The sequence below is a fragment of the Streptococcus sp. 1055 genome (genome assembly GCF_013276815.1).
Taxonomy (GTDB): Bacteria; Bacillota; Bacilli; order Lactobacillales; family Streptococcaceae; genus Streptococcus; species Streptococcus pseudopneumoniae.
The window spans coordinates 32,444-57,137 of record NZ_VMLT01000042.1; the positions used below are offsets into that span (position 1 = coordinate 32,444).

Annotated in this window: 22 protein-coding genes; 7 read left to right on the forward strand and 15 right to left on the reverse strand. The window is 40.6% G+C overall.

Going from position 1 to position 24,694, the window contains the following annotated elements:
• Positions 1-162: 162 nt before the first annotated feature.
• From glmS to ruvB, 8 genes are all read right to left on the reverse strand, one after another.
• A complete protein-coding gene (glmS, locus tag HT699_RS04235; protein ID WP_023939116.1) occupies positions 163-1,971 on the reverse strand; it encodes a glutamine--fructose-6-phosphate transaminase (isomerizing) in 1,809 nt (602 codons plus the stop codon).
• Positions 1,972-2,162: 191 nt separating this feature from the next.
• Positions 2,163-3,542 (reverse strand): 6-phospho-beta-glucosidase, encoded by a 1,380-nt coding sequence (gene bglA / locus HT699_RS04240; protein WP_172922811.1) that lies wholly within the window; start codon positions 3,540-3,542, stop codon positions 2,163-2,165.
• A 98-nt stretch (positions 3,543-3,640) separates the two neighbouring features.
• The gene (locus HT699_RS04245; protein ID WP_172922812.1) at positions 3,641-5,494 is read right to left on the reverse strand and encodes a proline--tRNA ligase; all 1,854 of its coding nucleotides are present in this window, start codon (positions 5,492-5,494) and stop codon (positions 3,641-3,643) included.
• 12 nt (positions 5,495-5,506) lie between these two features.
• A complete protein-coding gene (gene rseP, locus HT699_RS04250; RefSeq protein ID WP_172922813.1) occupies positions 5,507-6,766 on the reverse strand; it encodes an RIP metalloprotease RseP in 1,260 nt (419 codons plus the stop codon).
• Between the two features lie 21 nt (positions 6,767-6,787).
• The gene (locus HT699_RS04255) at positions 6,788-7,591 is read right to left on the reverse strand and encodes a phosphatidate cytidylyltransferase (RefSeq protein WP_000189868.1); all 804 of its coding nucleotides are present in this window, start codon (positions 7,589-7,591) and stop codon (positions 6,788-6,790) included.
• Positions 7,592-7,599: 8 nt separating this feature from the next.
• Positions 7,600-8,358, reverse strand: coding sequence for an isoprenyl transferase (locus tag HT699_RS04260; RefSeq protein ID WP_000466719.1), 759 nt, complete (start codon positions 8,356-8,358; stop codon positions 7,600-7,602).
• A 230-nt stretch (positions 8,359-8,588) separates the two neighbouring features.
• Positions 8,589-9,161: a nucleotidyltransferase family protein gene (locus HT699_RS04265; protein WP_001815451.1), complete on the reverse strand. Its 573-nt coding sequence runs from the start codon at positions 9,159-9,161 to the stop codon at positions 8,589-8,591.
• Positions 9,142-10,140, reverse strand: a complete 999-nt coding sequence (gene ruvB, locus HT699_RS04270; protein WP_078170420.1) for a Holliday junction branch migration DNA helicase RuvB — start codon at positions 10,138-10,140, stop codon at positions 9,142-9,144. The genes HT699_RS04265 and ruvB overlap by 20 nt, the downstream gene beginning before the upstream one ends.
• A 136-nt stretch (positions 10,141-10,276) precedes the next feature.
• On the opposite strand from ruvB, the gene HT699_RS04275 reads away from it, so the two are divergent.
• Together HT699_RS04275 and HT699_RS04280 are read left to right on the forward strand one after the other, a co-directional pair.
• Entirely contained in the window at positions 10,277-10,369 is a 93-nt protein-coding gene (locus tag HT699_RS04275; protein WP_000970382.1) for a type I toxin-antitoxin system Fst family toxin, read from the forward strand.
• Between the two features lie 343 nt (positions 10,370-10,712).
• Positions 10,713-10,829, forward strand: coding sequence for a type I toxin-antitoxin system Fst family toxin (locus HT699_RS04280; RefSeq protein ID WP_138707702.1), 117 nt, complete (start codon positions 10,713-10,715; stop codon positions 10,827-10,829).
• Between the two features lie 639 nt (positions 10,830-11,468).
• On the opposite strand, the gene HT699_RS04285 is transcribed toward HT699_RS04280, so the two are convergent.
• From HT699_RS04285 to leuS, 7 genes are all read right to left on the reverse strand, one after another.
• Positions 11,469-11,885: a GNAT family N-acetyltransferase gene (locus HT699_RS04285; protein ID WP_054392774.1), complete on the reverse strand. Its 417-nt coding sequence runs from the start codon at positions 11,883-11,885 to the stop codon at positions 11,469-11,471.
• A gap of 11 nt (positions 11,886-11,896) precedes the next feature.
• Positions 11,897-12,592: a GNAT family protein gene (locus HT699_RS04290; RefSeq protein ID WP_054392773.1), complete on the reverse strand. Its 696-nt coding sequence runs from the start codon at positions 12,590-12,592 to the stop codon at positions 11,897-11,899.
• 94 nt (positions 12,593-12,686) lie between these two features.
• Entirely contained in the window at positions 12,687-13,106 is a 420-nt protein-coding gene (locus HT699_RS04295; protein WP_000825504.1) for a DUF3021 domain-containing protein, read from the reverse strand.
• A 9-nt stretch (positions 13,107-13,115) separates the two neighbouring features.
• Positions 13,116-13,571 (reverse strand): LytTR family DNA-binding domain-containing protein, encoded by a 456-nt coding sequence (locus tag HT699_RS04300; RefSeq protein ID WP_054392772.1) that lies wholly within the window; start codon positions 13,569-13,571, stop codon positions 13,116-13,118.
• Positions 13,572-13,589: 18 nt separating this feature from the next.
• Positions 13,590-14,432 carry an ABC transporter permease gene (locus tag HT699_RS04305; RefSeq protein ID WP_172934119.1) on the reverse strand — a complete coding sequence of 281 codons (843 nt, stop codon included), beginning with the start codon at positions 14,430-14,432 and terminating at the stop codon, positions 13,590-13,592.
• On the reverse strand, positions 14,432-15,298 hold the full coding sequence (locus tag HT699_RS04310) for an ABC transporter ATP-binding protein (RefSeq protein WP_054392770.1): 867 nt from the start codon (positions 15,296-15,298) through the stop codon (positions 14,432-14,434). Before HT699_RS04310 ends, HT699_RS04305 begins: the two co-directional genes overlap by 1 nt.
• Before the next feature lie 164 nt (positions 15,299-15,462).
• Complete coding sequence (gene leuS / locus HT699_RS04315; protein ID WP_023932508.1) at positions 15,463-17,964, reverse strand: leucine--tRNA ligase; 2,502 nt, start codon at positions 17,962-17,964, stop codon at positions 15,463-15,465.
• 147 nt (positions 17,965-18,111) lie between these two features.
• Here leuS and HT699_RS04320 point away from each other — a divergent pair, with 147 nt between their 5' ends.
• The 5 genes from HT699_RS04320 (at position 18,112) to HT699_RS04340 (ending at position 24,437) form a co-directional block, all read left to right on the forward strand.
• Positions 18,112-19,761: a histidine kinase gene (locus HT699_RS04320; protein ID WP_172934120.1), complete on the forward strand. Its 1,650-nt coding sequence runs from the start codon at positions 18,112-18,114 to the stop codon at positions 19,759-19,761.
• On the forward strand, positions 19,754-20,527 hold the full coding sequence (locus HT699_RS04325; RefSeq protein WP_081005516.1) for a response regulator: 774 nt from the start codon (positions 19,754-19,756) through the stop codon (positions 20,525-20,527). The genes HT699_RS04320 and HT699_RS04325 overlap by 8 nt, the downstream gene beginning before the upstream one ends.
• A gap of 111 nt (positions 20,528-20,638) precedes the next feature.
• The gene (locus HT699_RS04330) at positions 20,639-21,685 is read left to right on the forward strand and encodes an ABC transporter substrate-binding protein (RefSeq protein ID WP_000731166.1); all 1,047 of its coding nucleotides are present in this window, start codon (positions 20,639-20,641) and stop codon (positions 21,683-21,685) included.
• Positions 21,686-21,697: 12 nt separating this feature from the next.
• Complete coding sequence (locus tag HT699_RS04335) at positions 21,698-22,789, forward strand: ABC transporter ATP-binding protein (protein WP_023939666.1); 1,092 nt, start codon at positions 21,698-21,700, stop codon at positions 22,787-22,789.
• Complete coding sequence (locus HT699_RS04340) at positions 22,779-24,437, forward strand: iron ABC transporter permease (protein ID WP_119941694.1); 1,659 nt, start codon at positions 22,779-22,781, stop codon at positions 24,435-24,437. Before HT699_RS04335 ends, HT699_RS04340 begins: the two co-directional genes overlap by 11 nt.
• The last annotated feature ends 257 nt before the right edge of the window (positions 24,438-24,694 follow it).

The window sequence follows — 24,694 nt, forward strand, 5'->3', positions numbered from 1 at the left end:
AATTAATTTCTAGAAATATTTTAGTATTCCTGTGTACTGTTCTAAATTCAATCTGCTATAATTATTGAAAAGTAAACCCCTATCATCATTTGTAACATAAAAAATAGGCTGTAAAACCTTATAGGATAAACCTATGGCTTTACGCCCGTATATTCATAGATTCTATTCTACCGTTACTGATTTAGCAAGGTTACGTGGTTTGTCCACATCAAGACCACGGTGGAGGGTTGCAAAGTAAGCGACCAATTGCGTTGGTACGACCATTGAAATTGGTGAGAGGTAAGGGTGTACAGTCGTAAGGACGATATCGTCTGTCTCTTTAGCAACATTTTCTTCTGCGATAGTGAGGACTTTTGCACCACGGGCTGCCACCTCTTGGATATTTCCACGAGTGTGGTTGGCAAGGACTGGATCTGACAAGAGAGTCAAAACAGGTGTTCCTTCTTCAATCAAGGCAATAGTTCCGTGCTTGAGTTCTCCTGCCGCAAAGCCTTCACACTGGATGTAAGAAATCTCTTTAAGTTTGAGACTTGCTTCCATGGCTACGTAGTAATCTTGACCACGTCCGATGTAAAAGGCGTTACGAGTTGTTTCAAGTAGCTCACGAACCTTGACTTCAATGGTTTCTTTCTCTGAAAGAGTTGATTCGATAGACTGAGCTACGATTGACAACTCATGAACTAAATCAAAGGCTTGCGCTTTGGCATTGCCATTTGCTTCTCCGACTGCTTTTGCAAGGAAGGCAAGGGCTGCAATTTGCGCTGTATAGGCCTTGGTTGAGGCTACGGCAATTTCAGGACCTGCGTGAAGGAGCATGGTATGGTTAGCTTCACGTGAAAGGGTTGAACCTGGGACATTTGTCACTGTCAAGCTTGGGATTCCCATTTCATTAGCCTTGACCAAAACCTGACGGCTATCCGCTGTTTCACCAGACTGGCTGATAAAGATGAAAAGTGGTTTCTTGCTGAGAAGTGGCATACCGTAGCCCCACTCAGATGAGATTCCAAGTTCAACTGGCGTATCTGTCAATTCTTCCAACATTTTCTTAGAAGCAAATCCTGCGTGGTAAGATGTTCCAGCTGCAAGGATGTAGATACGGTCTGCGTCTTGAACAGCCTTGATAATAGCTGGGGCTACGACAACTTGACCAGCCTCATCTGTGTAGGCTTGGATAAGTTTCCGCATAACCGTTGGTTGCTCGTCAATTTCCTTGAGCATGTAGTAAGGATAAGTTCCCTTACCGATATCAGACAAGTCAAGTTCAGCAGTGTAGCTAGCACGCTCACGACTGTTGCCATCATAGTCTTGAACTTCCACACTATCCGCCTTGACGATTACCAACTCTTGGTCATGAATTTCCATGTATTGGTTGGTTTCACGAATCATAGCCATAGCATCTGAGCAGACCATGTTATAGCCTTGTCCAAGACCAATCAAAAGTGGTGATTTATTTTTAGCCACGTAGATGACTTCCGGAGTTTGTGAGTCAACCAAGGCAAAAGCATAAGAACCACGGATGATGTGAAGAGCTTTTTTGAAGGCTTCAAGAACTGACAAGCCATCTTCTTCCGCAAATTTTCCAATCAAGTGAACGGCAATTTCCGTATCTGTTTGCCCCTTGAAGTGGTGACCTGCAAGGTATTCTTCCTTGATTTCAAGGTAGTTCTCAATCACTCCATTGTGAACCAAGACAAAACGTTCTGTCTCAGAGCGGTGTGGGTGAGCATTGTCTTCCGTTGGTTTCCCGTGAGTAGCCCAACGAGTATGTCCGATACCAGTTGTTCCCTCAACATCAGCTGTCTTGGCAGACAATTCTGCGATACGACCAACAGCCTTCACCAAATGGTTCTCAGCACCACCTAGGACAAAAATTCCCGCAGAATCATAGCCACGGTATTCGAGCTTCTCAAGTCCTTGAATCAAAATATCAGTTGCATTTGTGTTTCCAACAACACCAACAATTCCACACATAGTATATACGACACAGACCAGCTGTGCTTTCTCCTTAAAATTGGTATAGTCTAATTCCTCTTTTATAGAACCAGCAAAAACAGTATATACTTGTTTCTTTCACTTGTCAAGAGTAAAAATTGGTATAGTTCAAATTAAGCTCCTGTAAGCAAAAAACTCTGACCAATTGGGATAATCAGTCAGAGTTCTTTTTAAAACCCATTATTATCGCTTAATTCCTTGAACCAGTGCCCTGATTTCTTCAGACGACGTTCTTGCGTTTCCAAGTCTAATTCGACCAAACCATAGCGATTTTTATAGCTATTGAGCCATGACCAGCAATCAATAAAGGTCCAGATTAAGTATCCTTTACAGTTGGCTCCATCTTTAATGGCACGGTGAAGTTCACGAAGATGACCTTTTACAAAGCCAATACGGTAATCATCTTGAATCATCCCATCTTGACGGAATTTTTCTTCCCCTTCAACACCCATACCATTCTCTGTCAACATCCATTCGATATTACCATAATTTTCCTTGATATTTTGAGCAATGTCATAGATCCCTTGCTCATAAATCTCCCAGCCACGATGAGGATTGATTTTACGTCCAGGCATCACATAAGGCTCGTAAAAATGTTCGGGTAAGAGTGGACTCTCTGGATGCTTAGCAAATCGAGGTGCCATAACACGCAAAGGCTGATAGTAGTTGACACCAAGGAAATCCACTGTATTGTCACGAATGACTTCCAACTCCTCCTCCGTAGCATCAGGCAAGAGACCGTATTCATGTAAGATTTCTACCAACTCCTGTGGATAAGTCCCCAAAACAGACGGATCTAAGAAAGATTGGGCCTGAAAAAGGTCCGCAATACTAGCAGCCTTGACATCAGCAGGATGCTGGCTACGTGGATAAGCCGGTGTCAAGTTGAGGACAATCCCAATCTTGGAATCAGGCAAGAGTTCATGACAAGCCTTAACCGCCCGACTGCTAGCCAATTGTGTGTGGTAGGCTACTTTAACCGCCGCTTCTGCATCCACCTTATGTGGATAATGGGCATCGTAAAAATAGCCAAATTCCACAGGAACGATTGGCTCGTTAAAGGTAATCCATTGATCCACTAAATCTCCATAAGTCTCAAAACAAAAACGAGCATAGTCTTCATAAGCTGAGACAGTCCCCTTATTTTCCCAACCATCACCATCCTCTTGAAGGGCAAAAGGCAAATCAAAATGATAAAGATTGACTAAAAGACGAATCCCTTTGGCCTTAATAGCCTCAAAGACCTTACGATAAAAATCCACACCTTGAGGATTGACTTCCCCACGCCCTTGTGGAAAAATCCGTGACCACTGAATAGAAGTCCGAAAGGCCGTGTGACCAGTTTCTAACAGTAGCTCAATATCCTTTTCCCAATTTTCATAAAAGGTCGATGTCTTATCTGGACCAATCCCATTATAGTAACGGTTTGGCTCCACTTGGTACCAATAATCCCAGAGATTATCTCCCTTACCGTCACCAGCTACACGTCCTTCTGTTTGTGGTCCAGAAGTAGAGGATCCCCAGACAAAATCCTTTGGAAATCTTAGCATACACTTACCTCTTTATCTACTCATTTTTCCCATTATACAGAAAAAACAAGGTAAAAACTAGTTACATTTTTTCCTTGTTTTTCTTCTGATTATAGTTTTTATTTCTTGCTTAAGATTTCAAGCGTTTCGAGCACATTATCTGCATGAACTTCGATAGTGTCACCAGTCGCTTTAATCTTAACTTCTACGATGCCATCAGCCGCTTTCTTCCCAACAGTGATACGGATTGGCAGCCCAATCAAGTCACTATCGCTGAATTTGACTCCGACACGTTCATTACGGTCGTCTGTCAAGACTTCGTAACCTGCTCCCATCAAGCTTGCTTCAAGTTTTTCTGTCAAGGCTTGCGCTTCTTCGTCCTTGACATTGACAGTGATCAAGTGCACATCAAATGGTGCCAATTCTTTAGGGAAGTTGATTCCCCAAGCGTAACGGTATTCACCTTTTGGTGTTTTGTTAACAAAGAGGCGAGCGTGTTGCTCCATCACTGCTGAAAGGAGACGGCTGACACCGATACCGTAACATCCCATGATGATTGGCACAGCACGACCATTTTCATCCAAAACATCTGCTCCCATGCTTGCTGAATAGCGAGTGCCAAGTTTAAAGATGTGACCAATTTCGATACCACGCGCAAAGTTAAGGACTCCTTGCCCGTCTGGTGAAATTTCACCCTCACGAACTTCACGGATATCCACATATTCTGCAGTAAAATCACGGCCTGGATTCACACCAGTCAAGTGGTAGCCATCTTCGTTAGCACCCACAACTGCATTATGGACATCTTGCACCTTCCTGTCTGCGATGATTTTAACATTCTCTGGCAAACCAACTGGTCCAAGTGAACCGAATCCTGCTTGAACAAGATTCGCCACTTCTTCTTCGCTAGCAACGTCAAAGAAATCTGCTCCCAAGTAGTTTTTCAACTTGACTTCGTTGAGTTGGTCATTTCCAACTAGAAGGGCTGCAACAAGCTCACCATCTGCCATGTAGAAGAGGGTTTTAATCGTTTGTTCTTCTGGAACATTGAGAAAGGCTGCAACTTCATCGATTGACTTAACATCTGGCGTTGCAACACGAGTCACTTCTTCTTCAGCGACAACACGGTTGCTTGGTTTGTACTCGTTTGTTGCCATTTCTAAGTTAGCTGCATAGCTAGACTCACTTGAGTAAGCAATGGTATCTTCACCAGAGACTATCCATTTGAGCAATTCTGCCTTGATTTCTTCTTGCACTTGATCAGGAATTTCGTCAAATGAGGCAACTGACTTGTCCAAGACAACCCAGCGGTCAAGGTCTGTACGAGCAGATGTAATGGCCATAAATTCTTGGCTATCCTTACCACCCATGGCTCCACCGTCACCAATAATAGCCTTGAAGTCTAAACCACTACGAGTGAAAATACGCTCATAAGCAGCCTTGTACTCATCATAAACACTGTCCAAGCTATCATAGTTAGCGTGAAAGCTGTAAGCATCCTTCATGATAAACTCACGTGTACGGAGAAGTCCATTACGTGGGCGTTTTTCATCACGATACTTAGGCTGGATTTGGTAAAGGTTGAGTGGCAATTGCTTGTAAGACTTAACAGAATCACGGACAATAGCTGTAAAGGTTTCTTCGTGTGTTGGACCTAGGATAAAGTCTGATTTTTCACGGTTTTTTAGTTTGTAAAGGTCTTCACCGTAAGTTTCGTAACGACCTGATTCGCGCCACAATTCTGCACTGAGAAGGGCAGGAACCAACATCTCAACGGCACCAATCTTGTCGAATTCTTGGCGCATGATATTTTTAGCTTTTTCAATCACACGATTAGCAAGTGGTAGGTAAGAATAAACACCTGCAGATACTTGGCGAACATATCCAGCACGCAACATAAGAGCATGGCTGATAACTTGAGCATCGCTTGGCATTTCGCGAAGCGTTGGGATAGGCATTTTACTTTGTTTCATAATATTCCTCGATTATCTAAAAAAGAGTCGCATAATGTCATTCCAGGTCACAGCAATCATCAAGACAACCATGATGACCACTCCGGCCAAGGTGACATAGGTTTCAATTTCTTGTTTCAATGGTTTGCGGCGGATAGCTTCTAGGATATTGAGCACAATCTTACCACCATCCAGAGCTGGAATCGGAATAAGATTAAAAATCCCGATATTGATGGAAATCATTGCCAAGAAGTACAAGACATTCTCAATTCCATTTTTAGCAGCATCACTACTTGCCTTAAAGATGGCAACAGGTCCACCCAACTTGTTCAAATCCGGTTGGAAAATCAGATTTTTCAGTGCTGATAAAATTCGTAGGGCCGAGTCAGCAGCAGTTGTAAAACCACCTACAAACATGGATAGAAAGTCCGACTTAATTCCCGGTTGAACACCTAGAAGGTAACGGCCTTGACTTTCTTCCGGAGTAACAGTGACTTGTTTGTCACTCCCCTTTTCAGAAATAGTCACATCCAAAGTCGGTGCCGTCTTATCTTTGGTTTCTGTTTCCACAGCTTGGATCAAGCTTTCCCAGTTGCTAACCTCATGTGAGCCAATCTTGGTAATTTGTGCCGTTTCTGGTACTCCTACCTTGGCCAAGGCACCTTGGGGCATGATATGGAACTGATTGGTATCAACATCTCTGACACCACCCTGCATGAAGATTAAAATCCAGAAAACAACAACCCCTAAGATAAAGTTATTCATAGGACCTGCAAAATTGGTAATCAGTTTGCCCCAGATAGTCGCATTTTGATATTGAACATCTAAAGGTGCAATCCGAACCTCAGTACCATCTGCTTCCACAACCGTTGCATCGTGATCCACTGCAAATGTTTTTTCTTCTTCCAGAACCAATCCTTTGATAAAGAGCTTGTCTTCAAAATCAAACTGGGTCACCTGCATAGGGAGGGCTGTTTGATCCAATTTTTTACCTGAGAGATTGATGCGTTTAACCTTACCATCATCAGCAAGTGTCAAACTAACAGGCGTTCCTGTCTTGATTTCAGTTGTATCATCACCCCAACCGGCCATGCGGACATAGCCACCCAGAGGCAAGATTCGAATGGTATAGGCCGTTCCATCCTTGCCAATGTGAGCAAAAATTTTAGGTCCCATACCGATGGCAAATTCACGTACTAAAATCCCTGATTTCTTGGCAAAGTAGAAGTGCCCGAACTCGTGCACCACTACAATAATCCCGAAAACCAGAATAAAGGTTAAAATTCCGAGCATAGCGTTTCCTCCGTCTTTTGATTAAAAGAGTCCAAATAAGTGCATGATTGGAAATACAAGCAACATACTATCGAAACGATCCAAAACACCACCATGTCCAGGGATAAATTTCCCAGAATCCTTAACACCAAAATGACGTTTGATCGAACTTTCTAGTAAATCACCAAATTGTCCAGCAATACTAAAGAAAATAGCAAAGACTGACATCTTGTAAATTCCATATGGAAGAGCAACTGTACTGTCAACTATCATAAAGATAATGGTTACTAAAATCGCTCCTAAAATACCACCCAAGGCACCCTCAAGGGTTTTATTAGGCGATACCCTTGGTGCTAACTTTCGTTTCCCATAGTTCATCCCAACAAGATAGGCACCACTGTCTGTCGCCCAGACGATACACAAGGCTAAGAGAGCCTTGTCCAAACCTGCAACACGAGCATCTAGTAAAGCATTAAATCCAAAGCCCACGTAGAAGCTCATAGCAAGAGGGAAAACCGCATCCTCAATCGTATAAGACTTGCTAAACACAGTCGTTCCTAACATGATTGAAATCAAAACACTATAGGCAACCACATTCCCATCAACTGGCAAAAAAGTCAGGTAATTCTCCAAGGGAATGGTCAAGGCAAAGGTTGCAAAGAGGGTCAAGAGGCCCTCCATAGTCATGGTCTCTAGACCTCTCATCCTCAAAAGTTCATGCATGGCTAGCATGGCTATGATTCCGATTGCTATCTGAAGCAAGAGTCCCCCAATCATCAAAATCGGTAGGAAAATAGCCAGTGCAATCCCTGCAAACAAGGTTCTTTTCTGTAAATCCTGTGTCATATTTCCTCCTAAACTCCTCCAAATCGGCGATGACGACGATTGTAGGCAAGAATGGCTTCCTGCAAGGCCGCCTCGTCAAAATCAGGCCACAAGGTATCTGTAAAATAGAGTTCACTATAGGCCCCCTGCCATGGTAGGAAATTACTCAAACGCAATTCTCCACTGGTACGGATAATCAAGTCTGGGTCTCGTAAGTCCTTAGGTAAATGCTGGGTAAAAAGATAATTACCAATCAACTCCTCTGTGATGTCACCTGGGTTGATTTTGGCATCTAAAACATCCTGAGAAATCAACTTAAGAGCCTGTGTAATCTCAGCACGTCCACCATAGTTAAGAGCAAAATTAAGAATCAAACCTGTGTTGTTCTTAGTCAATTCCTCAGCCTTGGTCAGAGCTTCAAAGGTTTGCTTAGGCAGGCGGTCCGTTTCTCCGATCATTTGAATCTTAACATTATTCGCATGCAGTTCCGGGACATAATTATCATAAAACTCTACTGGCAAGTTCATGATAAACTTGACTTCCTGATCTGGACGGGTCCAGTTTTCCGTAGAAAAAGCATAGACCGTAATAACCTTGACGCCCAGTTTGTTGGCTGCCTTGGTCACGGTTTGCAATGCTTCCATGCCCGCCTTATGTCCAAAAACTCGCGGTTGCATACGTTTTTTAGCCCAACGGCCATTGCCATCCATGATGATGCCGATATGAGCAGGAACCTGTGTCGGAACCTCTACTTCCACAGCCTTATCTTTCTTAAAAAATCCAAACATGATCTTATTCCTATTCAAAAATCTATCGTTTCATTATACCATATTTCCCCATTTTCTTCTATCACTAAGCTATTTATTCTCAGGCACCAAGCCCATTTTTCAAAAAAATAAGCCGCCTGATTGGGCGACTTTATTTTTATAGGGAGATTATTATGAAAAAGTTTTAGGAGTTTAAGTTAAGGTCTTCTTAACTTATGAACTTAGTGTACACTCCCTAGCTTAAAGTTTCCTTAAGTATTTTTAAAAATCAAATTTTTCCATTTCTCCTGCCAATTTTTCTTGGATAAACGTGTTTGATAGAGTTCCATTCGTTCTTGATTCTCTAAAAAATGAGGAGTTGGACGAACTTGAAAATTCAAAATATCCTCCAGACCGTATGGAGTAAAGAGTTCCAAAGCAGATTCTTCATTCAAGCGCAGTCCAACAGCCGTACATCGTTCTGGATACTTACTCATAGCATCACGGGAACTGGTATAGGGAGCAGTATGAGGGCTGTGCTGGTGCATATAGACTTGATTTTTCAATTCCCACTGGTACTGAGGAAAGTCCTCTCGCAGTTTTTTCTCCAGTAATAAGGTTTCCTCATAAGAAATATCCGGATCAAAGAAAATCACATCTACATCTGTTTCAAAGTCAAAAGGTGATTTGTCTGACAAGAGATTCCAGATGAAATTTCTGACAGAACCTGCTGCCAACCAGGAATCTGTCAACTCCAGGTTTTGGATGATAGTCAGAATAGCCATCATATCTGGATTTTTTCTAAAAGCCTCTAGAATTTCTTGCTTATTTTTCATTGTACTCATACCCCAAATGCTCATATGCCTTAGCAGTCGCCATCCGTCCAGACCGTGTCCGCATGATAAAACCTTTTTGAATCAAGTAAGGCTCATACATGTCTTCTACAGTCTCACGCTCCTCGGCAATATTGACAGAAAGAGTTCCTAATCCGACAGGGCCACCACCGTACATCTCAATCATGGTGCGAAGGATTTTTTGATCCACATAGTCCAAACCTTCGTGGTCAACATCCAGCATAGTCAAAGCCTTATCGGTAATAACATCATCGATAACCCCATTCCCCATTATCTGGGCAAAATCGCGCACGCGCTTGAGGAGACGATTGGCAATACGAGGGGTCCCACGACTACGTAGGGCCAACTCAGATGCTGCCTCATGAGTGATTTCCATCTCAAAAATATCTGCCGTCCGCTCGACAATTTCTGTCAAGTCAGCATGGGCATAATACTCCATATGGCCTGTAATCCCAAAACGTGCCCGTAGTGGATTTGAGAGCATACCAGCCCGAGTCGTCGCACCAATCAAGGTAAAAGGTGGTAACTCCAAATGAACACTACGACTACCCTCACCAGCCCCAATCATAATATCTATGTAGAAGTCCTCCATAGCACTATAAAGCACCTCTTCCACTGACATTGGCAAGCGATGAATCTCATCAATAAAAAGGACATCCCCAGGCTCTAAATCATTCAAAATTGCTACCAGATCACCGGCTTTTTCAATGACAGGCCCAGAGGTCTGCTTTAGATTTACACCTAGTTCGTTGGCAATAACAAAGGCCATGGTCGTTTTTCCCAAGCCTGGAGGCCCAAATAAGAGCACATGATCCAGCGCTTCATCCCGCATTTTGGCAGCCTCAATAAAGATTTGTAGCTGGTCCTTGACCTTGTCCTGCCCAATATATTCACGTAAGTACTGAGGACGGAGCGTGCGTTCTACTAACTCCTCATCCCCCATTATCTCATTATCTAAAATTCTACTCATAGCTCTATTATATCAAAAAACCAAGCCACAAACAAAAAAGCCACTGGATTGGTGCCTCCCGAGTTTAGCACTTATGTTGGTTGTATAATATTATACGGCACTTCTACACCGCCTACGAAAGGAGGGGAGGTAGCCCATGATGGAATTAGTACTCAAAACTATCATCGGACCAATTGTGGTCGGTGTCGTTCTTCGATTAGTCGATAAATGGCTAAACAAGGACAAATAGTGTCAAAAAAGACCCTAAGCTTAATGTGGAAGTTAGCTTGGGGTCTTTTCTAGCCTATGATATAGAACTAGTACTCAATTCCTTTTTATTATCCCATAGTTCACGAATTTTGTCAAAGGTTTATATCCTCATCCATTCAGCTTCTACAACTTTAGAATCTGTCCAATAAAGTTTATAAGATTTAGAGAAAGCTATTGAAAAATGATATTTAGAAAACTTCCGAAAAGCCTGAAATAGAGCCAAAAAAACTCCACCTGATTGGGTGACTCCTAAGTTTAACACATATGTGGTATAATATTATTCGGCACTGCTACACCGCCTACGAAAGGAGGTGAGATAGCCCATGATGGAACTAATCCTTAAAACTATCATCGGACCGATTGTAGTCGGTGTTGTTCTTCGCTTATACTCAATGAAAATCAAAGAGCAAACTAGGAAGCTAGCCGCAGGCTGTACTTGAGTACGGCAAGGTGAAGCTGACGTGGTTTGAATTTGATTTTCGAAGAGTATTAGTCGATAAATGGCTAAACAAGGACAAATAGTGTCAAAAAAGACCCCAAGCTTAATGTGGAAGTTAGCTTGGGGTCTTTTCTAGTCCATGATATAGAACTAATCCTTAATTCCTCTCCATTATCCCACAGTTCACAAAATTTGTCAAAACTTTACTCTTTAACCGCTGTACGACAAGACGTTCAAGATTAAGCGAAAGTTATCGGAAAATGATGTTTAGAAAACTCCCGAAAAGCCTGAAATAGAGCCAAAAAACTCCACCTGATTGGGTGGAGTTAAGGGAGATTATTATGAAAAAGAAAAGTTTAGGATTTTATTAAATAAAGTTAGGAGGTCTTTATTTAATAACTATATGATACAAGACAAAGCTTAAAACTAGCTTAACTTTTCTCAAATTCTAGCATTTTTTAAAAATTTCTATCAGCATCACCTCACCCCACAAAAAAGTCACCTGATTAGGTGACTTCATTAGGAGATTATGATGAAAAAAAGTTTTAGGATTTCATTAAATAAAATTAGGAGGTCTTTATTTAATGACTATATGATACTAGACCATCCTTAAACTTTGCTTAAGAAAAAACAAGTTTTGTTATTTTTCTCGATTCGCCCAAGTCATTCCTATACAATCATAGGTGGATAAGACTTCAAAACCCATAGAACGATAAAATTTTACGTTTTTTTCTATCTCTTCTGTCACCAGCTGGACTTGATAGGCATCTTTGTAATCCTCTAAAGCCTTTTTCATCAAGACACTACCAATCCCTTGACGCTGATAGATTGGTAAAATGATTAAATCCTGAACCAATACTGATGAGAATCCATCTCCAACCAAACGAATCAAGCCCACCACAGCATCGCCATCAAGTGCCACATAAATCGCTAATGAATGAGATAAGGCCTGCTCCAGCATCTGAGGTTGATGGGTATAATTTGTCCAACCGACAGCCTGATAGAGATGCAAAACATCCTCTAGCTTGACAATTTCTTGCTTTTTAATAGTAATCATCTCAACACCTCTTAGAGTTCTCTCAAGCTCTTGTATTGCCGTCCATTTTTATCAAAATTTTCAGGAGCCAACCATATTTCTAAACGAGCTTTGGCTTGAGGCCAGTCCTTATCAATCATGGACAACCAATCCGTATCCCTCGTACGCCCCTTATAAACCACTGCCTGACGGAAGGTTCCTTCATAAATAAAGCCCAAACGCTCCGCTGCTCGTCTTGATGGCAGGTTAAGAGCATCGCATTTCCACTCATAGCGACGATAGTTAAGCTCCTCAAAGACATAGCAAGCCAAGAGATACTGGGCTTCTGTCCCTATCCGTGTCCCCCTGAGCTCTGGAGAAAAAGTGACAGCTCCCACTTCTATTACTCGGTTATTCTGGTCAATGCGCATGAGAGAAAAAGTTCCCAAAGTCTTACCAGTTGCCTTGTCTATGATTGCATAGTAAAAACGGTCCTTACGAGCCAACATCTGATTTAAGAGGGTAACCAGTTCCTCTCTGTCTGTCACTGGTTCCTGAAAGAGGTATGTCCACATCTCCCGAGGCGTATCAGGGCCATAAACAGCTAATAAATCCTCCGCATGCTTTTCTACCGAGAGAGCCTCTATTCGAGCATAACGCCCTTCTAAAAAATCAATAGAAGGCAGTGCACCGGGTGTATAACCTTCCATTGACTCACCAATCATCTGACCATATTCGTTTACTGGCATTTTTCTTCTCCTTGTTTTACGCTGAAAATACTATATCACAAATTGTTCTCTTTGGAAACTGGCACTGTCTTCAAGCTTCATCCTCAACACTATATTAGTGACCCGTTTTCTGTCTTTTATCCTCTAAGGCTTGATTAATTCGTTGGGTGAGTTTGTGAGTTTGCCAGATTTGATACAACCATATCAATCCATAAATTAACAAGAAAAAGAACCAAAGCAAGGGACTCCACAAGGCTGAACCCCAACCAAAAAATAGAGAGGTCAATACTAAAATAGTAGCTGTCACTAATAAATGAACTCCTACACGTATACTAAAAGCAAGAAACTCTAGCTTTTCAAGTATTAAAGTCAATACCCCCATAATTCCACCCATTAAAAACAGAGCTAGAATATTTTTTATCATTGGTTCAGGATAGGTAATACCTGGATAAAACTGAGTCAACACCATCATACTCAAATAAAAGAAGGAAGCCGTACGCATTCCCGATACAAAATAATCAATTAATCGTTTCATGATTTCCTCCTATAAACCTAGATAATTCATTAAGGACTTGACGTATTTCCTACTCACACTAGACTTGATACCCCGAGTCATTTTAGCCATCATGTTCCCTGAAAAACTATCTGATAACGATTCTAAGTGGTCAATGTTTATAATTGAATGGCGTGATATCTGTATAAAGTTACGCCGATTAATCCGATTCTGAAAGTTTATCAATGTTTCCTTAGTTTTATAAATCCCATCTACCGTATAAATGGTTAATAAATTCTTGTCAATATCAGCTAGAATAAGATCCTCAATCTTCACCATGACCAGATAATCATCTGTTCGAATAGGAATGACCACCTGATTGGTTTTTGAAAATTGTTCTAAATACTCCATGACTTCTCTTGCTTGGTCAGTTAATTGAGCTGCCTGAATTACAATATGTGGGTCCTTTTCTGAAAACTCTGCCTTCATTTCAAAACGAATCTTCATTTTCTCTCCAATATACTTTTATTTTCTCCTGCTAAACACTTTAACAAATAAAAGCCAAATAAGAATAGCGACGAGACTGATAATAACCACTATAAAGTATGTCTCTTCCTTTGTCAATAGTTCTTGCCAGTTGATTTGGATTCCCATTTTTTCTTGAAATTCCTTTAACAATCTGCTATTTCCTGTAAATGCGGTCTCTAATGGTTCTTTCATTAAAATTTGTCGATAAAGAGAAGCAATATAAGTTGTAGGGGTACACTTCATGATAATCTGTGCAAAATCAGGTAAAACTCCAATGGGGACATAAGTTCCTACTAAAAATCCAGAAGCAGTTCCCACTATAGTTGCCAGTTTGCCAAGACTATCTACAGATTGAAAACGATAAATCAAGAGAATATTTATCAAACTTGAAAGCAGACTACTTAACAACATAATCAAAGCAATTTCCGGTAAATGACTGATAACTGGACTTTCTTTAAAATAAAGCCCCATAACAGCAAACATAAACACCTGCATGAGAAAAGAGATCGCAATACTACTGATTAGATAGGACACCTGTAAACCCCAGCTACCTAAATCTGTCAAGAAAAGATTTTGATCCACTTGATTTTCACGATCCTGCACCATTTGTGTAAGAGCCGTAAAACTGGTTGTAATCCCAGTCACAGCTAAGGTCCCACCCATCAGCCAGTTATTTAAAAGATTCGTATTATCAGGGAGTTGAGACCAAGCATCCGTCAAGTTCTTCTGCAAAAAAATGATATAAAGGAGGAAGGAAATCAATGCCCCCAATAATGAGAAAAATACTCCTGAACGATTACGAAAATATAAGATAAAATTCCGTTTCAATAAAGCTAACATTAGCGAACCTCTCTTCCTGTAAGTGCAATAAAGGCATCATCCATGGTACCTGGACGAAACTCAAAAGAATCAATTTCTTCTCGAACTTTTGCCAAATATTCAATAGCTTCCTGTGACGTCCTTGGATAAAAAATATATTCCAACTCATTTTCTCTCTTTACTGTCATTCCAGTCTGTAGCAACTTTTCTAAATCCTTCATTTCCTTAAAACGAATTTTTAGGATATTAGATGCATACTGACTTTTGATAGCAGTCGCAGAACCTTGCGCAATCACTTCCCCATGATCAACGATATAGATCTGATCCGCTTCATCCGCTTCATCCAGATAATGAGTCGTTAAAATAATAGTCATCCCTTCATCCTTTTGTAGTCGAGACAGTAAATCCCAAATGGCTTTGCGAGTCTGAATATCTAGACCTGTCGTTGGTTCATCTAAGAAAAGAATATCTGGCTGTGAAAGAAGAGCACGCGCTATATCAACCCTACGTTTTTGCCCACCTGACAAAGTCCCATATAGTTGCTTCTGGAAAGCAGTCAAACCCAGTTGATGGATCAAATCATCCACACGACTTGCTACAATCTCCTTATACTGTTGAGCACGAATCGTAAGATTTTCCCTAACCGTCAACATCTCATCCAGTACACTAGATTGAAAAACAACTCCGATTTTCGTATTTGGTGCATATCGAATCTGACCTTGTGTCGGCTTTTTCAAACCGATTAACATGGAAATAGTGGTTGATTTCCCTGCACCATTGGGACCCAAAATAGCATTAAAACTCCCTTTTTCAAACTCTAACTGAATATCGTCAACAGCCATATAATCGCCGTACCATTTGGTCAAATGTTTAGCTTGTAAAATCATATTTCTTCCCTCCTTTTATCTCACTAGTTTAACAAAAAGTATGAAAGAAAAATCGACTTTTGAGATAAGTGGTTGAAATGAGAGGTTAAGTGGTGAGATGGTGGAAACAGAATTATATTTTCATTCAAAAAATCCTCCAGATTCTACTCTGAAGGATTCCTATCTTATTTCACAACAATGTTAACCAATTTATTCGGTACACTAATCACTTTCACGATGTCCTTACCGTCAATTTCTGCTTTGACTTTTTCATCCGCTAGAGCAATTTCTTGCAATTCTTCGCGTGATAGGTCTTTAGCAACCATGACTTTAGCACGGACTTTTCCTTTGATTTGGATAACAATTTCGACTTCGTCTTCAACTAGTTTGCTTTCGTCCCATGTTGGCCAAGCTACGTAAGAGATTGACTCACCTGTTGCTGCAACTGTTTGCCAAAGTTCTTCTGCCAAGTGAGGTGCAAATGGGGCAATCAATTGGATAAATCCTTTGGCATAGTCAACATAGAGCTTGTCTTCCTTGTTAGCCGCATTGACAAAGACCATAAGTTGGGCAATAGCTGTGTTGAACTTCATAGACTCGATTTGCTCAGTAACAGATTTGACTGTTTCATTGTAGACCTTATCAAGAGCGCCATTGTTTTCCGCAAGGATTTCCTTGCTTGTAATCAAACGGTAAACACGGTCAAGGAACTTACGGCCTCCTTCCAGACCTTCTTCTGACCAAGCAATCGAAGCATCAAGTGGTCCCATGAACATTTCATAGACACGAAGGGTATCGGCACCGTATTGTTCCACCACATCGTCTGGGTTAACAACGTTCTTGAGGGATTTAGACATCTTGGCTGGTGCTTGCTCCAACTCTTCTCCTGTTTCCACATGGAAGAAAGAACCGTCACGTTTTTCAACCTTATCGGTTGCCACAAGAGCCCCACGGTGGTCACGGTAGCTTGTTCCCAAAATCATCCCTTGGTTAAAGAGTTTTTGGAATGGCTCTTTTGTTGGAACAACACCAAGGTCATAGAGGAATTTGTGCCAGAAACGAGCGTAAAGCAAATGAAGAACGGCATGCTCTGCACCACCCACGTAGATATCTACTGGCAACCATTGTTTGAGAAGATCCTCATCGGCCAATTTCTCAGTATTGTGTGGGTCAATATAGCGGAGGTAGTACCAGCTTGAACCTGCCCACTGTGGCATAGTATTGGTTTCACGACGACCTTTGACGCCATCCTCACGAGTCACTTCAAGCCAATCTGTCAAGTTAGCTAGTGGACTTTCACCAGTACCTGAAGGACGGATGTCCTTGGTTACAGGCAAGACAAGTGGCAATTCACTTTCAGGGACAGCTGTTGAAGTTCCATCTTCCCAATGAATGATTGGAATTGGCTCACCCCAGTAACGTTGACGGCTAAAGAGCCAGTCGCGGAGACGGTAGGTAACCTTCTCTTGTCCACAGTCTTTTTCTTCCAACCAAGCCACAATCTTGGCAATAGCGTCTTCTTTGTTGAGTCCATCTAGGAAGTCTGAATTGACATGAAGACCATCCTCTGTGTAGGCAGCTTCTTTAACGTTTCCACCTTCAAGTACTTCGACGATTGGAAGGTCAAATTGTTTGGCAAATTCCCAGTCACGTTGGTCGTGGGCAGGAACAGCCATAACGGCACCTGTTCCGTAACTAGCAAGAACGTAATCCGCAATCCAGATTGGAATTTCCTTACCATTGACAGGGTTGATGGCATAAGCACCAGTCCAAACACCAGTTTTTTCTTTGGCAAGGTCTGTACGAGCCAAGTCAGACTTGAGGCTAGCTTGGTGTTTATAGTCTGCTACTGCTTCTGCTTGCTCTGTACTTGTGATAGCATCTACTAATTCATGCTCAGGAGCCAAAACAGTGAAAGTCGCACCGAAAAGGGTATCAGGACGAGTGGTAAAGACAGTAAATTCCTTATCAGTTCCCCTAACCTTGAAGGTTACATTGGCACCAGTTGATTTACCGATCCAGTTGCGTTGCATGTCCTTGATAGACTCTGGCCAATCTAGTTCATCTAAGTCATTGAGCAAGCGCTCTGCGTAAGCCGTGATTTTGAGCATCCATTGGCGCATTGGCTTGCGGACAACTGGATAGCCTCCACGCTCAGACGTTCCATCAGGAAGGACCTCTTCGTTGGCGATGGCTGTTCCCAATTCCTCAACCCAGTTTACTGGCACTTCCGCTTCATAGGCCAAGCCTTTTTCGTAAAGCTTGGTGAAAATCCATTGAGTCCACTTGTAGTAGTTTGGATCGGTTGTACTGACTTCACGATCCCAGTCATAAGAAAATCCAAGCGCATTGATTTGGCGTTTGAAATTAGCAATGTTCTCAGCTGTAAATTCTGCTGGGTCATTACCAGTATCCATAGCATATTGCTCTGCAGGCAAACCAAAAGCATCCCAACCCATTGGGTGAAGGACATTGTAGCCTTGCGCACGTTTGTAGCGGCTGAGAATATCGGTTGCAGTATAACCTTCTGGGTGTCCTACGTGCAGACCCGCTCCAGATGGATAAGGGAACATATCAAGAGCATAAAACTTAGGTTTTGATGCATCTGTTCCAGTCTTAAATGTATGATGTTCTGCCCAGTAGCCCTGCCACTTAGGCTCAATTTCTTTATGATTGTAAAAACTCATGGTCTCTCTCCAATTTTGTGATGTTACTATTATACCATTTTTGAGAGAATTTGGTCTCGTTCTATTCTATACTTTTCTATTTTACCTTGCTCTAAAATTTTTAAACTGCTATACTTATAACAGAAAACCCTTCCAAGGAGGTAGCAGATGTCTCATTCCTTTAAAAAATCTCTCCAAAAAGAAATTCTCCATAGAAGCTCTATCGCAGCCTTTATGACCTCCCTTTTACTGCTCATTTTACTTTTTGGTTTTTCCTATTTTTTACAAAAGCAGCAACTCTCCAAAGATACAAGACAGATTGTAAAACAGGTTCAAGAAATGAAAGAAGCAAATAATGAGCTCCTGACTACCATGAACCATAAAATGATTCTTGGATTTTTGGATGGCAAACACACAGAGCGAGAAGTCTTTAGCTTATTTTACGAGACAAAAGCTAAATTAAAACTTAGTTCTGACCTCATTATTCTAAACGATACAGGTGAATTACTATTTAGTACCAATCGAAATCATCAAGAAAGTATTTTATCTCCCTACTATCTAAAACTGCTCATTCAAAATCCTTCTCAAGATAAAGTTACAGAAAAAATTGCACTCTCTTCAGATAAGCAACATTACACACTCTTTATCAAACCACTACTTCAAAACCAACGAGTTAAGGCCTATACTATTGCTTTCGTAAATGAGAATGATTTCATCTCAAGTTTCCCAATGATCAATTCCAAATACATCATTACCGATAGCTTTGGAAATATGTTCTCCAACAATACAAATCAGTTTACTCGCTCCACTCTTGAAAAATTTGATGAAAAACTCCTACACTCTCGCACCCACTGGTATGCGAATGAACCGCTTATTGTTCAAAAAGAAAAAGTCGGTGCTATTTTTTCAATCTATACTTTTCAATCCTTTTTTCCCATTCCTAGCTTACTCGGCCTAGCCTCCATTCTCACCTTATGTATATTCTTCCTCTACTTTTGGCAAGCAAGGCGAATTGCTCATAAAATTGCGACACACAATGCTGTTCCTATTGAAAGTTTGGTTTACCAACTTCAAGAAATTCCTAAACAAGCAGAAAAAAGGCTTTCTCTACAAACAGGGGATGAGTTTGAGTTTATGGCAGAAAAAATCAACAATATGTTGTACGAATTAGATCAACTTCATCAAAAAATGCTAACCATAGAAAAAGAAAAGTGGATTTTTGAAAGAAAAATGCTGGAAGCTCAGTTCAATCCTCATTTTCTCTACAATACACTTGAGACGATTAAAATCACTTCTTTAATGGATGCTGCTCTCACACAAGACCTGATTCAAAACCTCACGCGCATTCTTCGCTACAGTATCACCGATTTAGAAAAAGAAACAACCATTTGCCAAGATTTAAAGATTATAGAGGATTACCTGATGATTCATAAGATTCGTTTTGAGCACTTTTCTTATGATATTGTCTGCCCAGAAACTGTCGATAATCAATCTATTCCTAAACTTTTCTTGCTTCCTCTAGTAGAAAATGCTATAAAATATGGGATGCAATACCGTATTGATCTTCATATTGATATCCAAATTACCTTGGAAGCAGATTCTCTGACTTTTTTAGTCAAAGATAATGCTGGAGGACTCACAAAACAAGAGCGACTCGCTATTTTAGACTCTTTAGAAAGCCCTCATACCCAGCATGGCATCGTGAACAGCTACAAACGATTGAGTAATTTCTTTTCTGATGTCCAGCTAGATTTAGGAGTCAATCGCCAAGGAGAAACTTGGGTCAAATTTATAACGAAAGGACTAACTCATGTTTAAGCTCATTATCGTAGAAGACGAACACCTCATTCGAAAATGGCTAGAGATTGCCGTAGACTACTCTGCCTTGGGTATCCAAGTCGTAGGAACTGCCAGTCACGGTCAAGAGGGAATGAAACTCATCCAAGAAAAAGAACCTCATATTGTCTTAACAGACATCACAATGCCAATTATGGATGCTTTTATGATGTTTGAAGCCACTCGTACCCTCTCCTATGAAAAAGTTATCTTATCAGGTTATAACGATTTTCAAAACGCCAAAAAAGCCATGCAATATGGAGCAGTTGATTTCTTATCCAAGCCAATTGATACCAAGGAATTGACAGAATGTCTTCAAAACATTGTTTTGCGATTACAAGGTAGCACCTATCAAGAAACTCCTTTTTTAGAAGAATATCAAACTTTACTCACCTCTATCCAACAGATTGATACACAAAACCAAATCATTCAACAAATTATTTCCTTTGTCCACAAGCATTATGCAGAGCATTTTACGATTTCGACTATTGCTGAAGCTTTAAACTATAGCGAAAGCTATCTATATAAAGTGATCAAAGAAGACTTCCCCATGACTCTAAATGAATATATCTTACAATATCGTCTGAAACAAGCTATAGATAAGATGGCTGAATCTCCCAACTCCCCTCTAAGCGACATTTCTGACCAAGTTGGATTTTCAGACTATAAATATTTTGCCAAAGTATTTAAAAAGTATCTCCATATTTCCCCAAAGGAATTGAAATCACTCGGAAGAATAGTAAAATAAGCTATTCTTCTTTTTGTAGAGAATTTTACTCTAATAGAATAGAATTGTCGGTTTTAAAAACGCTTACATTGTTTTAAAATAAACTTAAATAACACAACGGAGGTATCCATCATGAAAAAGAAATGGATGTATTATGCTGCTTGCGGACTAGCCCTTTTTGGTCTTGCTGCTTGTTCTTCTAATGAATCTGCCGATGGCGGTTCATCTGATAAAGGAGACGGCGGTTCGCTAGTCGTTTATTCACCAAACTCAGAGGGCTTAATCGGAGCAACTATTCCTGCCTTTGAAGAGAAATATGGTATCAAAGTAGAACTGATTCAAGCTGGTACTGGAGAACTTTTCAAAAAACTAGAGTCAGAAAAAGAAGCTCCTGTAGCTGATGTCATCTTTGGTGGTTCTTATACACAATATGCTACCCACGGAGAACTCTTTGAAAACTATACATCAAAAGAAAATGATAATGTTATCAAAGAATATCAAAACACAACTGGTTACTCTACACCTTATACACTAGATGGTAGTGTTTTAATCGTCAATCCTGATTTAACGAAAGGCATGAACATCGAAGGATATAGCGACCTTCTCAAACCTGAACTAAAAGGAAAAATCGCAACTGCTGACCCAGCAAACTCTTCTAGCGCCTTTGCTCAATTAACAAATATGCTACAAGCTCAAGGTGGTTACAAAGATGATAAGGCTTGGTCTTATGTAAAAGATCTCTTCACACTTATTGATGGTAAAATCGGTTCAAGTTCATCTGGTGTCTATAAAGCAGTCGCTGATGGAGAAATGGCTGTTGGTCTCTCTTATGAAGATCCAGCTGTTAAACTCTTAAATGACGGAGCTAACATCAAAGTTGTCTATCCAAAAGAAGGAACAGTCTTCCTACCTGCTAGTGCTGCTATCGTTAAAAAAGCTAAGAACATGGAAAATGCCAAGAAATTTATCGATTTCATCATCTCTCAAGAAGTACAAGATACACTTGGTACAACCACTACTAACCGTCCTGTTCGTAAAAATGCCAAAACAAGCGAAAACATGAAACCAATTGACAAAATCAAAACACTCACTGAAGATTATGATTATGTCATCAAAAATAAATCAGATATCGTTAAGAAATACAACGAAGTCTTTACAGATATCCAATCTAAACAGTAAAAGAGGTTCACTATGAGTGAGATCAAAATTATTAACGCCAAAAAAATCTACCACGATGTCCCTGTTATTGAGAATTTGAACATTACAATTCCAAAAGGAAGTCTCTTTACCCTTCTTGGACCTTCAGGATGTGGGAAAACGACCCTTCTTCGTATGATTGCAGGTTTCAACAGTATCGAAGGTGGAGAATTTTACTTCGATGATACAAAAATCAATAATATGGAACCCAGCAAACGCAATATTGGCATGGTTTTCCAAAACTACGCTATTTTCCCACATTTGACTGTCCGAGATAATGTCGCTTTTGGTCTCAAGCAAAAGAAGGTTCCAAAAGAAGAATTGATTCAACAGACCAACAAGTATCTTGAACTCATGCAAATTGCTCAATATGCGGATCGAAAGCCCGATAAACTCAGTGGTGGACAACAACAACGTGTCGCCTTGGCACGTGCCTTAGCTGTTAATCCAAGTGTTCTCCTCATGGACGAGCCACTTAGTAACCTAGATGCCAAACTTCGCTTGGATATGCGTCAAGCTATTCGAGAAATCCAACACGAAGTAGGAATTACAACCGTTTATGTGACCCACGACCAAGAAGAAGCTATGGCTATTTCAGATCAAATTGCTGTTATGAAAGATGGGGTCATTCAACAAATCGGTCGGCCAAAAGAACTCTATCATAAACCAGCTAATGAGTTTGTAGCAACCTTTATCGGACGCACAAATATTATCCCTGCCACTCTTGAAAAACGGAGCGACGGCGCTTATATCGTCTTTTCAGATGGCTATGCTCTTCGAATGCCAGCCCTTGATCAGGCTGAAGCACAAGCTATTCATGTAAGCATTCGTCCTGAAGAGTTTATCAAAGATGAATCTGGAGATATTGAAGGAACTATTAGCGATAGCGTCTATCTTGGACTAAATACGGAGTACTTCATCGAGACAGGCTTTGCCTCAAAAATTCAAGTTAGCGAAGAATCAACTTTTGAAGAAGATCTACAAAAAGGCGATCGTATTCGTCTACGAATCAATACTCAAAAATTAAACGTCTTTTCTGCAGATGGTTCACAAAACCTGATAAAAGGAGTCAACCATGGAACGTAAAAAACTAAATATTTGGACAGCCTCCTCTTTCTTCATCTTTCTTACCTATCTTGTCTTTCTCGTTTATCCTATCGTTACCGTGCTCAAGCAAGCACTCATACATGAAGGACAATTCTCACTAGCTAATTTTGTCACTTTCTTTGGTAAAGCCTACTACTCTGAGACACTTGTCAACAGTTTCAAGGTTTCCATTACCGCTACTGTCACTTCCTTAGTTGTAGGAACCCTATTAGCTTATCTCTTCTCTATGTATGACTTCAAGGGGAAGAAATTTCTACAAATATTGATTATCATTGCTTCCATGTCAGCTCCTTTCGTGGGAGCCTACTCCTGGATTCTCTTGCTGGGACGAAATGGGGTCATTACTAAATTCCTGACAAATGCCCTTCATCTTCCAGCTATCGATATTTATGGATTCAAAGGAATTGTACTTGTCTTTACACTGCAACTATTCCCACTGGTATTTCTATACGTTGCTGGGACAATGAAGAGTATTGATAATTCTCTACTTGAAGCCGCTGAAAGCATGGGATCCTTCGGATTTAAGCGTATCGTAACGGTTGTTTTACCTCTCCTCGTTCCAACCTTACTAGCTGCTGCCTTGCTTGTATTTATGAGAGCATTCTCAGACTTTGGAACGCCTATGTTAATTGGTGAAGGATATCGGACTTTCCCGGTCTTGATTTATACCCAATTCATTAGCGAGGTTGGAGGAAATTCTGCTTTCGCATCTGCTTTAGCAATTATGGCGATTATCATTGCCTTGGCAATTTTCCTTATCCAAAAACACATTGCAAATCGCTACAGTTTCAGCATGAATTCGCTCCATCCAATTGAGCCTAAAAAAACTACAAAAGGAAAAATGGCTGCCATTTATGCAACAGTCTACGGAATTATCTTTATCTCTGTTTTACCTCAAATCTACTTGATTTATACCTCTTTCCTAAAAACATCAGGTATGGTATTTGTCAAAGGTTATTCTCTAAACAGTTACAAGGTAGCTTTCAATCGTATGGGCTCTGCTATTTTCAATACCATTCGTATCCCTTTGATTGCCTTAGTCCTAGTTGTCTTATTCGCAACATTTATCTCCTACCTAGCCGTTAGAAAACGGAATTTGTTTACAAACTTAATTGACAGCCTCAGTATGGTACCTTATATTGTACCAGGAACCGTTCTAGGGATTGCCTTCATTTCTTCCTTCAATACTGGCCTATTTGGAAGTGGATTTCTTATGATTACAGGAACTGCTTTCATCTTGATTATGTCCCTATCTGTCAGAAGATTGCCTTATACTATTCGCTCATCTGTTGCTAGCTTACAACAAATAGCCCCAAGTATTGAAGAAGCTGCTGAGAGCTTAGGAAGTAGCCGTCTCAATACCTTTGCCAAGATTACAACTCCAATGATGCTATCTGGTATTATTTCTGGAGCCATCCTATCTTGGGTCACAATGATTTCAGAACTCTCTACTTCTATCCTCCTCTACAATGTCAAAACAAGAACAATGACTGTAGCCATTTATACAGAGGTTCTCAGAGGAAATTACGGTGTAGCCGCAGCCTTGTCAACTATCCTAACTGTTCTAACAGTAGGTTCCTTGCTCTTATTTATGAAAATCTCTAAAAGCAACAGCATTACACTTTAGTTTCCCCCATCAAAAACAGCCGAAAGGATTACCCTCGGCTGTTTTTTCTTATCTTGATATTCCTATCAAATCCCTAGTTCATAGCAAGCAAGTCTAGACTGATTATACTCAATGAAAATCAAAGAGCAAACTAGGAAACTAGCCGCAGGTTGCTCAAAGCACTGCTTTGAGGTTGTGGATAGAACTGACGAAGTCAGCTCAAAACACTGTTTTGAGGTTGTGGATAGAACTGACGAAGTCAGTAACCATACATACGG

Coding starts and splice junctions, on each gene's coding strand:
- HT699_RS04305 (WP_172934119.1), bottom strand. CDS start 14,432: ATGTTAGCTTTATTGAAACGGAATTTTATCTTATATTTTCGTAATCGT.
- bglA (WP_172922811.1), bottom strand. CDS start 3,542: ATGCTAAGATTTCCAAAGGATTTTGTCTGGGGATCCTCTACTTCTGGA.
- glmS (WP_023939116.1), bottom strand. CDS start 1,971: ATGTGTGGAATTGTTGGTGTTGTTGGAAACACAAATGCAACTGATATT.
- leuS (WP_023932508.1), bottom strand. CDS start 17,964: ATGAGTTTTTACAATCATAAAGAAATTGAGCCTAAGTGGCAGGGCTAC.
- HT699_RS04320 (WP_172934120.1), top strand. CDS start 18,112: ATGTCTCATTCCTTTAAAAAATCTCTCCAAAAAGAAATTCTCCATAGA.
- HT699_RS04280 (WP_138707702.1), top strand. CDS start 10,713: ATGATGGAACTAATCCTTAAAACTATCATCGGACCGATTGTAGTCGGT.
- HT699_RS04255 (WP_000189868.1), bottom strand. CDS start 7,591: ATGACACAGGATTTACAGAAAAGAACCTTGTTTGCAGGGATTGCACTG.
- HT699_RS04295 (WP_000825504.1), bottom strand. CDS start 13,106: ATGAAACGATTAATTGATTATTTTGTATCGGGAATGCGTACGGCTTCC.
- HT699_RS04310 (WP_054392770.1), bottom strand. CDS start 15,298: ATGATTTTACAAGCTAAACATTTGACCAAATGGTACGGCGATTATATG.
- HT699_RS04275 (WP_000970382.1), top strand. CDS start 10,277: ATGATGGAATTAGTACTCAAAACTATCATCGGACCAATTGTGGTCGGT.
- HT699_RS04330 (WP_000731166.1), top strand. CDS start 20,639: ATGAAAAAGAAATGGATGTATTATGCTGCTTGCGGACTAGCCCTTTTT.
- HT699_RS04260 (WP_000466719.1), bottom strand. CDS start 8,358: ATGTTTGGATTTTTTAAGAAAGATAAGGCTGTGGAAGTAGAGGTTCCG.
- HT699_RS04245 (WP_172922812.1), bottom strand. CDS start 5,494: ATGAAACAAAGTAAAATGCCTATCCCAACGCTTCGCGAAATGCCAAGC.
- rseP (WP_172922813.1), bottom strand. CDS start 6,766: ATGCTCGGAATTTTAACCTTTATTCTGGTTTTCGGGATTATTGTAGTG.
- HT699_RS04325 (WP_081005516.1), top strand. CDS start 19,754: ATGTTTAAGCTCATTATCGTAGAAGACGAACACCTCATTCGAAAATGG.
- HT699_RS04300 (WP_054392772.1), bottom strand. CDS start 13,571: ATGAAGATTCGTTTTGAAATGAAGGCAGAGTTTTCAGAAAAGGACCCA.
- HT699_RS04265 (WP_001815451.1), bottom strand. CDS start 9,161: ATGAGTACAATGAAAAATAAGCAAGAAATTCTAGAGGCTTTTAGAAAA.
- HT699_RS04290 (WP_054392773.1), bottom strand. CDS start 12,592: ATGCCAGTAAACGAATATGGTCAGATGATTGGTGAGTCAATGGAAGGT.
- HT699_RS04340 (WP_119941694.1), top strand. CDS start 22,779: ATGGAACGTAAAAAACTAAATATTTGGACAGCCTCCTCTTTCTTCATC.
- ruvB (WP_078170420.1), bottom strand. CDS start 10,140: ATGAGTAGAATTTTAGATAATGAGATAATGGGGGATGAGGAGTTAGTA.
- HT699_RS04285 (WP_054392774.1), bottom strand. CDS start 11,885: ATGATTACTATTAAAAAGCAAGAAATTGTCAAGCTAGAGGATGTTTTG.
- HT699_RS04335 (WP_023939666.1), top strand. CDS start 21,698: ATGAGTGAGATCAAAATTATTAACGCCAAAAAAATCTACCACGATGTC.